Here is an 11,754-nt window from a genome sequence, read left to right as displayed (position 1 = left end):
ACCTAAAAACTCAGGATTTGGTTAAGGAGGGTTGCTCCTTGTTGGACGTTAACAATTTCGAATATATGAAAATCGGGCTTGCTTCCCCCGAAAAGATTCGTTCTTGGTCCCGCGGAGAAGTCAAAAAACCGGAGACGATTAACTATCGTACGCTTAAACCGGAAAAAGAAGGACTATTTTGCGAGAAAATTTTCGGACCTACGAAAGACTGGGAATGTCATTGCGGTAAGTACAAACGCGTGCGCTATAAAGGTGTTGTCTGTGACCGTTGTGGCGTAGAGGTTACCCGCGCTAAGGTTCGTCGTGAACGTATGGGTCACATCGAACTGGCTGCCCCTGTATCGCATATTTGGTACTTTAAAGGCATTCCGAGCCGTATGGGTCTTGCTCTTGATATGTCTCCAAGATCTCTGGAAGAGATCATTTACTTCGCATCTTATGTTGTAACTGATCCGGGAGATACGCCGTTGGAGAAAAAGCAACTCCTGTCCGAGAAAGAATACCGCAGCTACCGTGAGAAATATGGCTACGGATTTCAGGCAGGTATGGGTGCTGAAGCGGTTAAGAAGCTCCTTCAAGATTTGGATATAGACAAAGAACTGGAATTCCTGAAAGAAGAGCTGCGTACAGCTCAAGGACAACGCCGCAACCGTGCGATCAAGCGTCTTGAAGTGATTGAGGCGTTCCGTAATTCCGGCAACCAGCCGGACTGGATGATCATGGACGTGCTGCCTGTTATTCCTCCTGAGCTCCGTCCGATGGTACAGCTGGATGGTGGACGTTTTGCTACCTCTGACTTGAATGACTTGTACCGCCGTGTTATCAACCGTAACAACCGTCTGAAACGCTTGCTAGATCTGGGTGCACCGGATATTATCGTACAAAATGAAAAACGGATGTTGCAGGAAGCTGTTGACGCTCTGATCGATAATGGTCGTCGTGGCCGCCCTGTTACAGGTCCGGGTAACCGTCCTTTGAAATCCCTCAGCCACATGCTGAAAGGTAAACAAGGACGTTTCCGTCAAAACTTGCTCGGAAAACGTGTTGACTACTCCGGTCGTTCTGTTATCGTTGTAGGTCCGTACTTGAAAATGTACCAATGCGGTTTGCCGAAAGAAATGGCGTTGGAATTGTTCAAGCCTTTTGTGATGAAGGAACTGGTTAACAAAGGTCTTGCACACAACATCAAGAGCGCGAAACGTAAAGTAGAGCGCGTGAGCGCAGAAGTATGGGATGTGCTCGAAGAAGTAATTAAGGAGCATCCGGTTCTTCTGAACCGTGCCCCTACACTGCATAGACTCGGTATTCAGGCGTTTGAACCGATTTTGGTTGAAGGTCGTGCAATCCGTTTGCATCCGCTCGTATGTACGGCATATAATGCCGACTTTGACGGTGACCAAATGGCGGTTCACGTTCCATTGTCTGCGGAAGCCCAAGCAGAAGCTCGTTTGCTCATGCTGGCATCCGGTAACATTTTGAATCCGAAAGACGGCAAACCTGTTGTTACTCCTTCCCAGGATATGGTCCTTGGTTCTTTCTATCTGACTATGGATAACAAAGAAGAAGAAGGCAGCAACATGATCCTTCGCAATATGAACGAGGCTATATCGGCTTACCAGCGCGGTACAGCGGGTCTTCATGCTCGTGTAGCTATTCCGGTTAAAGCTTTGAATAAAACGAGCTTTACGGAAAAACAACAGGATGCGATGCTGATCACCACGGTTGGTAAAATTATCTTTAATGAAATTTTCCCGGCCAGCTTCCCGTATATCAATGATGCTACCCGTGCCAACCTGCTTTATGGTACTGCGGAGGAATTCTTTGTTTACGAGAAGGGTGTAAATCTTACAGAAGCGATTCAAAATGCTCCGCAAGCTGGCGGGGTGGGTAAGGACTATCTTGGTAACATTATCGCCCGTTGCTTTGAAACTTACCATACAACAGAAACAGCTGTGATTTTGGATAAAATCAAACAGCTTGGCTTTACGTATTCTACTCGTGCAGGTGTAACTGTTGCTGTATCGGACGTTATCGTGCCAGTGGAAAAACAAGAAATTCTTAAAGGTTCTGAGGACAAAGCGCAAGTCGTAACGAATCAATACCGTCGTGGTCTGATTACGAACGAGGAACGCTATGACCGGATTATTGATATTTGGTCCAAAGCGAAAGATGATATTACCGAAGTGCTGATGAAGTCCATGGATCGCTATAACTCCATCATGATGATGGTAGACTCCAAAGCGCGGGGTAACAAATCACAGATTACCCAGCTCGGCGGTATGCGTGGTCTGATGGCGAATCCATCCGGTCGCATTATCGAGCTCCCAATTAAATCGAACTTCCGTGAAGGTTTGACAGTACTCGAGTACTTCATCTCCACTCACGGAGCGCGTAAAGGCTTGGCGGATACAGCGCTTCGTACGGCTGACTCAGGTTACCTGACTCGTCGTCTTGTCGATGTGGCACAGGATGTTATCGTGCGTGAAGAAGATTGCGGGACTGACAAAGGCTTTACAGTAAGCCGTATTCAGGACGGTAAAGAAGTTATTGAGGACCTGTATGACCGTCTGGAAGGTCGCTATTGCTTTGAAACGGTACGTCATCCGGAGACTGGCGAGATTTTGGCTGGCCGTAACGAATTGATCGATTCCGACAAAGCTGAAGCAATTGTTAAAGCTGGTGTACAAAAGGTTCAAATTCGTTCTGTACTGAGCTGCCGTGCCAAACATGGCGTCTGCAAGAAATGCTACGGTCGCAATCTGGCTACTGGCAAACACGTTGAGATTGGTGAAGCAGTTGGTATTATCGCGGCACAATCCATCGGTGAACCAGGAACCCAGCTTACAATGCGTACATTCCACACAGGCGGTGTAGCGGGCGACGATATTACACAAGGTTTGCCGCGTATTCAGGAACTTTTCGAAGCGCGTAATCCTAAAGGTCAGGCAACCATCAGTGAAATTGACGGTACAGTTAAAGAAATTCGTGAAGGTAAAGATCGCCGTGAGATCGACATTCAGGGTGAAGCTGAAACGAAAACTTATTCGGTTACGTATGGTTCTCGTCTGCGCATAAGCGAAGGCATGACTGTTGAAGCCGGGGATGAACTGACAGACGGTTCAATCGACCCTAAAGAAATGCTGCGTATTAAAGGTATTCGCGGGGTACAGAACTATATCCTTCAGGAAGTTCAACGCGTATACCGGAATCAGGGCGTAGAAATCAATGATAAGCACGTGGAAGTTATGGTTCGTCAAATGCTGCGTAAAATCCGTATCCTTGATGCGGGGAATACCACGTTGCTTCCGGGCTCCTTTGTTGATGTGCACGAGTATGAAAATGCGAACAAAACAGCAATTCTCAGTGGCCAAGAGCCAGCCGTAGCCAAACCGGTTCTGCTTGGTATTACCAAGGCATCTCTGGAAACTGACTCCTTCTTGTCAGCAGCTTCCTTCCAAGAGACCACTCGTGTGCTGACCGATGCGGCTATAAAAGGCAAAGTCGATCAGTTGCTTGGTCTGAAAGAGAATGTCATTATTGGTAAGTTGATCCCTGCGGGTACAGGTATGAATCGTTACCGCAGTGTGAAATTTGCCCAACCGGAAGGGGAGCAATCCTCGTCCGAAGAACTCGAACCGATTTCGGCCGAGTAATATAACGTTAATAAATGGCATGATGGGCCCGGAACATCGCATCTCTGATGAAGCTTTTAGATTATGGCTTTGTCAGACGGTGTTCCGGCGCTTTTTCTTGAAATGAAATGTATTTCTTTGTTAAGTAAACTATAGTCGATAATTGTCTTGACATTGCTTATAGTCAATGCTAATATAGCAAAGGTGCGTGAGTAGCCTATATGCTATTGTGTCTTTTCGGAGGAATGAGATATGTCTAAAGAACAGGGACTGCAAGATGCTCATGTCAAAATCGGTACCAAACAAACCATTCGTATGGTCGAATTGGGCTTCGCCTCTGAAGTATATGTGGCGGAAGACGCAGATCCACGTCTCACTTCCAACATCATTGCTTTGTGCAACAAGCAAGGAGTCAAGGTGACTCTTGTAGATACAATGAAAAATCTCGGAGCTGCATGTGGGATTGAAGTGGGAGCCGCTATGGCTGCTATCGTAAAACAATAGGGTAAGGAACGTTTTTGTCTAAGAGAATGAATTCTTGGCGGCAAAGACTTTTCATTTGTTCTTTTATGAACCGCCTGGGTCTGTGGGCTTAGAAATGGTTTGTGAAGTAACAGGAAAAATTGAGGAAGGGGGTGGCAACCACAATGCCAACTATTAACCAACTGGTTCGTAAAGGACGTCAAGCCAAAATCGAGAAATCGAAATCACCGGCTTTGCAAAAAGGTTTTAACGCCTTGAAACGTGAAGCTACCGACATCAGTGCCCCGCAAAAACGCGGAGTATGCACTCGTGTAGGTACTATGACTCCAAAAAAACCAAACTCCGCACTTCGTAAATATGCTCGTGTTCGTTTGACGAACCGTGTAGAGGTGACTGCTTACATTCCGGGTATCGGACACAACCTGCAAGAACATAGCGTAGTGCTGATTCGCGGCGGTCGTGTAAAAGACCTTCCGGGTGTACGTTACCATATCGTTCGCGGTGCTTTGGATACTGCAGGCGTAAACAACCGCATGCAAGCTCGTTCCAAATACGGCGCAAAACGCCCTAAAGCTAAAAAATCCTAATGAATATAAACCGAATAAATCGGTTTAACATGTAAGAAAGGGGGATATCCATGCCACGCAAAGGTCCAGTTACCAAAAGAGATGTGTTGCCAGATCCGGTATACAACAGCAAGTTGGTTACCCGCCTGATCAACCGCATCATGCTCGACGGAAAACGAGGCGTTGCTCAAAGCATTCTGTACAATGCGTTCAAGCTTATCCAAGAACGTACGGGGAATGACCCGATGGAAGTTTTTGAAGCAGCTATCAAGAATATCATGCCAGTCCTGGAAGTTAAAGCACGCCGTGTCGGCGGTGCCAACTACCAAGTACCAATCGAGGTAAAACCAGAAAGACGTACTTCCCTGGGTTTACGTTGGCTCGTAAACTACTCCCGCAATCGCGGTGAGAAAACGATGGAAGAGCGTTTGGCGGCTGAAATTATTGATGCTTCCAACAACACAGGCGCTTCCGTGAAAAAACGCGAAGATACGCACAAAATGGCTGAAGCGAACAAAGCGTTTGCTCACTACCGTTGGTAGGATTCAGCTCAAAAAAATAACTTCAATTTTGAAGGGAGACCCATTTCATGGCAAGAGAGTTCTCCTTGACGAATACACGTAATATCGGGATCATGGCTCATATTGACGCGGGTAAAACCACAACAACAGAGCGGATCTTGTTCTACACAGGACGTACGCACAAAATCGGTGAAGTTCACGAAGGCGCTGCGACAATGGACTGGATGGAACAAGAACAAGAGCGCGGAATCACGATTACTTCCGCTGCGACGACCGCTGCCTGGAAAGGTCACCGCGTCAATATCATCGACACCCCGGGGCACGTTGACTTCACTGTTGAAGTTGAACGTTCCCTTCGTGTATTGGACGGAGCAGTTGGTGTTTTCAGTGCGAAAGAAGGCGTTGAGCCTCAGTCCGAAACCGTATGGAGACAGGCTGATCGCTACGGAGTTCCACGGATCGCATATGTAAACAAAATGGATATCATTGGTGCCGACTTCCTGAATGTTGTCTCCGACATGCGTGATCGCCTTCAAGCGAACGCAGTTGCGATTCAATTGCCAATCGGTGCAGAAAATGATTTTATTGGTATTATCGATATCGTTGAACAAAAAGCTCATATGTACAAAGATGATCTTGGTCAAGATATCGAAGAAGTAGAAATTCCTGCGGAATTCAAAGATCAAGTTGAAGAACTTCGCAATGAATTGATCGAGAAGGTTGCTGAACTGGACGAAGAATTGACAATGAAATACCTGGAAGGCGAAGAAATTTCGGTTGCCGAAATTAAAGCCGCTCTCCGTAAAGGTGTTGTAGAAGTTAAAATCTTCCCAGTTATCTGTGGATCTTCTTACCGTAACAAAGGTGTTCAGCTGATGCTGGATGCTGTTCTCGACTACTTGCCGGCTCCTACTGACGTGCCAAGTATTCAAGGGCATTTGGAAGACGGTACGGAAGTTGAACGTCACTCTTCCGATGAAGAGCCTTTCTCTGCATTGGCCTTCAAAATCATGACGGACCCTTACGTTGGTAAGTTGACATTCTTCCGCGTATACTCCGGTGTTCTTCAATCCGGTTCATACGTATTGAATGCAACAAAAGGCAAGCGCGAACGTATCGGACGTATTCTTCAAATGCATGCGAACAGCCGTCAAGAAATCACTGTAGTTTACTCCGGTGATATTGCGGCAGCCGTAGGATTGAAAGATACAGGTACAGGTGATACACTGTGTGATGAGAAGAATCCAGTTATTCTCGAGTCCATGAATTTCCCTGATCCGGTTATCGAAATCGCGGTTGAGCCTAAAACCAAAGCTGACCAAGATAAAATGTCTGTTGCCCTCGGTAAATTGACCGAAGAAGATCCAACTCTTCGCGCTCATACTAACGAAGAAACAGGCCAAACCATCTTGGCAGGTATGGGTGAGCTTCACCTTGATATCATCATCGACCGTATGCGTCGTGAGTTCAAGGTGGAAACCAATGTGGGTAAACCACAGGTTGCTTATCGTGAAACATTCCGTGCTCCAGCACGTGTCGAAGGTAAATTCGTTCGTCAATCCGGTGGTCGTGGTCAATACGGTCACGTATGGGTTGAGTTCGAACCGCTTGAGCCAGGTACTGGTAGCCAATTCGAAAGTAAGGTAGTCGGCGGCTCTGTTCCTAGAGAGTACATCGCTCCTGCTCTTGCTGGTATTGAGGAACAAATGAAAAATGGCGTTATCGCAGGCTTCCCGCTTGTGGACGTTAAAGCTACAATCGTGGACGGATCATACCATGATGTCGATTCCAATGAAATGGCGTTTAAAATTGCCGGATCAATGGCGCTGAAAGCAGCGAAAGACAAATGTAAACCAGTATTGCTTGAGCCGATTATGAAAGTTGAAGTAACGGTTCCTGAGGAATACATGGGTGACGTAATGGGTATGTTGAACTCCCGTCGCGGACGGATTGAAGGTATGGACTCCCGCAGTGGAGCTCAGATCATTCGTGCGAAGGTGCCTTTGTCCGAGATGTTTGGATACTCGACAACACTTCGTTCCGGTACGCAAGGACGCGGCGTGTTCTCCATGGAGCTTTCTCATTATGAAGAAGTTCCGAAGAGCATTGCTGAAGAGATCGTTGCCAAAACCAAAGGCGGCGAGTAATACAATGTATCAGCTGATCGGTATACCTCAAGGTTTGTCCATGAGGAATCCGACAGCCTAAAAATAAAACAAGTTATTGAGGAGGAATTGTTCAAATGGCAAAGGCTAAGTTTGAACGTAACAAACCGCACGTTAACATCGGTACTATTGGTCACGTCGATCATGGTAAAACTACTTTGACTGCTGCAATCACAACTGTATTGTCCAAAACTTACGGTGGTGCTGCTGTAGCATTCGACCAAATCGATAAAGCTCCAGAAGAGCGCGAACGCGGTATCACAATATCCACAGCACACGTGGAATACGAAACACCTAACCGTCACTATGCACACGTTGACTGCCCAGGTCACGCCGACTATGTTAAAAACATGATCACTGGCGCTGCACAAATGGACGGAGCGATTCTGGTTGTATCCGCAGCTGACGGCCCAATGCCGCAAACTCGCGAACACATCCTGTTGTCCCGCCAAGTAGGCGTTCCTTACATCGTTGTATTCCTGAACAAATGTGACATGGTTGAAGACGAAGAGCTGTTGGAACTGGTTGAAATGGAAGTTCGTGACTTGCTGAGCGAATATGACTTCCCAGGCGACGACACTCCAATCATTCGCGGTTCCGCTCGTGAAGCTCTGCAAAACCCAGAGGGCGACTATGCTAAGAAAATCGTTGAAATGTTCGAAACAATCGACACTTACATCCCAACTCCAGAACGCGACACTGACAAGCCTTTCTTGATGCCTGTCGAGGACGTATTCTCCATCACGGGTCGTGGTACAGTTGCTACAGGCCGTGTAGAGCGTGGTACTGTTAAAGTGGGCGACGAAATCGAAATCATCGGTATTCAAGAAGAATCCCGTAAATCCGTAGTAACAGGCGTAGAGATGTTCCGTAAATTGCTTGACTCTGCTCAAGCTGGCGATAACATCGGCGCATTGCTTCGCGGTGTAGATCGTGCACAAATTGAGCGTGGCCAAGTATTGGCTAAACCAGGTTCTGTTAAACCTCATACAGAATTCTCTGCTCAAATCTACGTTTTGACTAAAGAAGAGGGTGGACGTCACAAACCTTTCTTCACTGGTTACCGTCCACAGTTCTACTTCCGTACAACTGACGTAACTGGTATCATCACTTTGCCAGAAGGTACCGAAATGGTAATGCCTGGTGACAACATCACAGTTACTGTTCAACTGATCAACCCAATCGCTATCGAAGAAGGAACTAAGTTCTCTATTCGTGAAGGTGGACGTACAGTTGGCGCTGGCGCGGTAGCAACAATCTCTAAATAAGAAGGCCTTGGCCTTTAAATAAAGCAACATTGTACTGGAACGAGTAACATTGTATTGGAACGGAGCTAAAAGAAGCCCCCGCCCTAGTGCGGGGGCTTTTCTCTTGAATAAATCGCGAGCTGCGAGTGCAATTGTATCTTTTCAAAATAAGATACATTGTTTTTTCGTTTTTGCTTGCAATAGGCAGAACTATTAGATATAATAACTAATGTTGTTTGTGACTGTGCGATGATGTGAGAGGTTACTGACACACCCGGCCCCTTTGCCATGGGAGGGATGTCGGAAAATTTTCACGGAGTATGTCCGATACCAAATTGGGCGATAGAAGGAGGGACTAAAATGGCAAAGCAAAAGATTCGTATTCGTTTGAAAGCTTACGACCACAGAATTCTTGATCAATCCGCTGAGAAAATTGTTGAAACAGCTAAACGTTCGGGCGCAGGTGTATCCGGACCAATTCCGCTGCCAACTGAAAAACAAATCATTACTATTCTCCGTGCGGTACACAAGTACAAGGATTCCCGGGAGCAGTTCGAAATGCGCACACATAAGCGTTTGATCGACATTGTTAACCCGACTCCACAAACTGTGGATGCCTTGATGCGCTTGGACCTGCCGTCCGGTGTAGATATCGAAATTAAATTGTAATTTGTGATTAGGAAAAGAAAAGAGGTGTCAACATGAAAGGTATCTTAGGAAAAAAACTCGGAATGACTCAAGTGTTTACCCCTGAAGGTAACGTACTTGCTGTTACGGTTATCGAAGCGGGCCCTTGTGTTGTTCTGCAAAAGAAAGATCTGGAAAACGATGGATACGAAGCTATTCAACTCGGTTTCTCTGATAAAAAAGAAAAAAGATCCAACAAACCTGAAGCAGGACATGCGAAAAAAGCAAATACTGCACCTAAGCGCTACGTTCGTGAACTTCGTGGCATCGACCTTGCTGCGTACGAGGTTGGCCAAGAACTGAAGGCTGATGTCTTCACAGAAGGCGAATTCGTTGACGTAACAGGTATTTCTAAAGGTAAAGGTTTTGCCGGCGTTATCAAACGTTGGGGACAAAGCCGCGGACCAATGGCACACGGCTCGCGTTACCACAGAGGTCCAGGTTCGATGGGCTCCATTCAAGCTAACCGCGTTCCTAAAGGTAAACACCTGCCAGGACACATGGGGCATGAAACGGTAACGATCCAACGCCTTGAAGTTGTTAAGATCGATACAGAACGTAATGTATTGCTCGTGAAAGGCTCCATTCCAGGACCTAAAAACAGCTTCGTTAAAGTACTAGAAACGGTGAAAAAATAAACAACTGAAGAAAGGAGGAACACGAAATGCCAAAAGTAGCACTTTTCAATATTAGCGGCAGCCAAGTTGGCGAAATTGAATTGAACGACGCAGTATTCGGTATCGAACCGAATAAACACGTTCTTCATGACGCTGTTGTTATGCAATTGGCTTCCCTGCGTCAAGGTACTCACAAAGTAAAAGGACGTTCTGAAGTACGTGGTGGCGGACGTAAACCTTGGAAACAAAAAGGTACTGGCCGCGCTCGTCAAGGTTCGATCCGTGCACCGCAATGGGTTGGTGGCGGTACTGTATTTGGTCCGACTCCACGCAGCTATGCTTACAAATTGCCTAAAAAGGTTCGTCGCTTGGCGATCAAATCGGCTTTGTCTTCCAAAGTGATTGAGAATGAAATCATTGTATTGGACGCTCTTACACTGAACGGACCTAAAACGAAAGAATTCGCAGCCATTTTGAACAACCTTAAAGCTGACCGTAAAGCATTGATCGTAGCTCCTAGCTATGATGATAATGTGGCTCTGTCCGCTCGTAATATTCCTGGTGTGAAGTTTGTATCCGCAGACGGCATTAATGTTCTTGACGTGCTTGGACACGACAAACTGATCATTACGAAGGAAGCAGTTCAGAAGGTAGAGGAGGTGCTCGCGTAATGAAGGATCCTCGTGATATTATCAAACGTCCGGTAATCACCGAACGTACGGCTGGTATGATGAATGACTTGAAATACGTTTTCGAGGTAGACATTCGTTCCAATAAAGTCGAAGTTAAAAAAGCAATTGAAGCGATCTTTAACGTGAAAGTAAGTAACGTAAACACGCTTCGTGTTCCTGCAAAACCAAAACGCTACGGCCGTCATTCCGGCTATACGAGCGAGTGGAAAAAAGCGTTCGTAACGCTGAGCAAAGATAGTAAGCCGCTTGAGTTTTTTGAAACGGTATAATTGAAACTGTAAAGTAAGGAGGGAAACTCAGTGCCAATTAAAAAGTATAAACCGACGTCCCCGGCCAGACGTGCTATGTCTGTATCTACTTTCGAGGAGATCACGACTAATCAGCCCGAGAAATCGTTGCTGGCGCCTCTGAGCAAGCAAGCTGGACGTAATAACCAAGGTAAAATTACGGTTCGTCATCAAGGCGGCGGACACAAACGTAAATACCGTATTATCGATTTTAAACGTAACAAAGATGGAATACCGGGCCGCGTTGCTACGATCGAATATGATCCAAACCGTACGTCCAACATCGCACTTATCCACTATGTGGATGGTGAAAAACGTTACATCATCGCTCCTAAAGGCTTGAAAGTAGGGGACGAAGTGGTATCCGGCGTAGGTTCCGATATCAAAATCGGTAACTCTTTGCCTTTGGAAAACATTCCAGTAGGTACGGTTATCCACAACATCGAATTGAAACCGGGCAAAGGTGGTCAACTCGTTCGTGCTGCCGGTACGGAAGCCCAGCTTCTTGGTAAAGAAGAGAAGTATGTAACAATTCGTTTGACTTCTGGTGAAGTTCGTCGCGTTCTGAAAGTTTGCCGCGCTACAATCGGTTCTGTTGGTAACGAAGACCATGAATTGGTGAAGATCGGTAAAGCCGGACGTAGCCGTTGGTTGGGACAACGTCCTGAAGTTCGCGGTGTTGTTATGAACCCTAACGATCACCCACACGGTGGTGGTGAAGGTCGCGCTCCAATCGGACGTAAATCTCCGATGTCTCCATGGGGTAAACCAACCCTTGGTTACAAAACACGTAAAAAAGGTAAAGCATCTGATAAATACATCGTTCGTCGTCGTACTAAGTAATAAGACGTGCGCTT

General features: G+C 46.4%; 11 protein-coding genes. All 11 read left to right on the top strand.

The genetic code is table 11. The features are described 5' to 3' along the window. Positions 1-38 precede the first annotated feature (38 nt). The 11 genes from rpoC to rplB all read left to right on the top strand — a co-directional run bounded on the left by rpoC (position 39) and on the right by rplB (position 11,740). Entirely contained in the window at positions 39-3,653 is a 3,615-nt protein-coding gene (gene rpoC, locus L696_RS0124300) for a DNA-directed RNA polymerase subunit beta' (RefSeq protein WP_025685940.1), read from the top strand. Positions 3,654-3,884: 231 nt separating this feature from the next. Continuing rightward, positions 3,885-4,136 carry a ribosomal L7Ae/L30e/S12e/Gadd45 family protein gene (locus L696_RS0124295; protein ID WP_014278316.1) on the top strand — a complete coding sequence of 84 codons (252 nt, stop codon included), beginning with the start codon at positions 3,885-3,887 and terminating at the stop codon, positions 4,134-4,136. A 143-nt stretch (positions 4,137-4,279) separates the two neighbouring features. Next, positions 4,280-4,702, top strand: coding sequence for a 30S ribosomal protein S12 (gene rpsL, locus L696_RS0124285; protein ID WP_007432587.1), 423 nt, complete (start codon positions 4,280-4,282; stop codon positions 4,700-4,702). Between the two features lie 50 nt (positions 4,703-4,752). After that, positions 4,753-5,223: a 30S ribosomal protein S7 gene (rpsG, locus tag L696_RS0124280; protein ID WP_007432586.1), complete on the top strand. Its 471-nt coding sequence runs from the start codon at positions 4,753-4,755 to the stop codon at positions 5,221-5,223. A 47-nt stretch (positions 5,224-5,270) separates the two neighbouring features. Next, entirely contained in the window at positions 5,271-7,349 is a 2,079-nt protein-coding gene (gene fusA / locus L696_RS0124275) for an elongation factor G (protein WP_025685939.1), read from the top strand. Between the two features lie 95 nt (positions 7,350-7,444). Then, the gene (gene tuf, locus L696_RS0124270) at positions 7,445-8,635 is read left to right on the top strand and encodes an elongation factor Tu (RefSeq protein WP_025685938.1); all 1,191 of its coding nucleotides are present in this window, start codon (positions 7,445-7,447) and stop codon (positions 8,633-8,635) included. Positions 8,636-8,974: 339 nt separating this feature from the next. Continuing rightward, on the top strand, positions 8,975-9,283 hold the full coding sequence (gene rpsJ / locus L696_RS0124265; RefSeq protein ID WP_005544556.1) for a 30S ribosomal protein S10: 309 nt from the start codon (positions 8,975-8,977) through the stop codon (positions 9,281-9,283). Positions 9,284-9,315: 32 nt separating this feature from the next. Continuing rightward, positions 9,316-9,939, top strand: coding sequence for a 50S ribosomal protein L3 (gene rplC / locus L696_RS0124260; protein ID WP_013312161.1), 624 nt, complete (start codon positions 9,316-9,318; stop codon positions 9,937-9,939). Positions 9,940-9,965: 26 nt separating this feature from the next. Further along, positions 9,966-10,589 carry a 50S ribosomal protein L4 gene (gene rplD / locus L696_RS0124255; protein ID WP_025685937.1) on the top strand — a complete coding sequence of 208 codons (624 nt, stop codon included), beginning with the start codon at positions 9,966-9,968 and terminating at the stop codon, positions 10,587-10,589. Further along, the gene (gene rplW / locus L696_RS0124250) at positions 10,589-10,879 is read left to right on the top strand and encodes a 50S ribosomal protein L23 (protein WP_013312159.1); all 291 of its coding nucleotides are present in this window, start codon (positions 10,589-10,591) and stop codon (positions 10,877-10,879) included. The genes rplD and rplW overlap by 1 nt, the downstream gene beginning before the upstream one ends. A gap of 30 nt (positions 10,880-10,909) precedes the next feature. Beyond that, on the top strand, positions 10,910-11,740 hold the full coding sequence (gene rplB / locus L696_RS0124245) for a 50S ribosomal protein L2 (RefSeq protein WP_025685936.1): 831 nt from the start codon (positions 10,910-10,912) through the stop codon (positions 11,738-11,740). Positions 11,741-11,754 lie beyond the last annotated feature (14 nt).

This window comes from Paenibacillus maysiensis (genome assembly GCF_000520815.1).
Lineage (GTDB): Bacteria > Bacillota > Bacilli > Paenibacillales > Paenibacillaceae > Paenibacillus > Paenibacillus maysiensis.
This window is presented reverse-complemented; position numbering and strand designations above follow the sequence as displayed.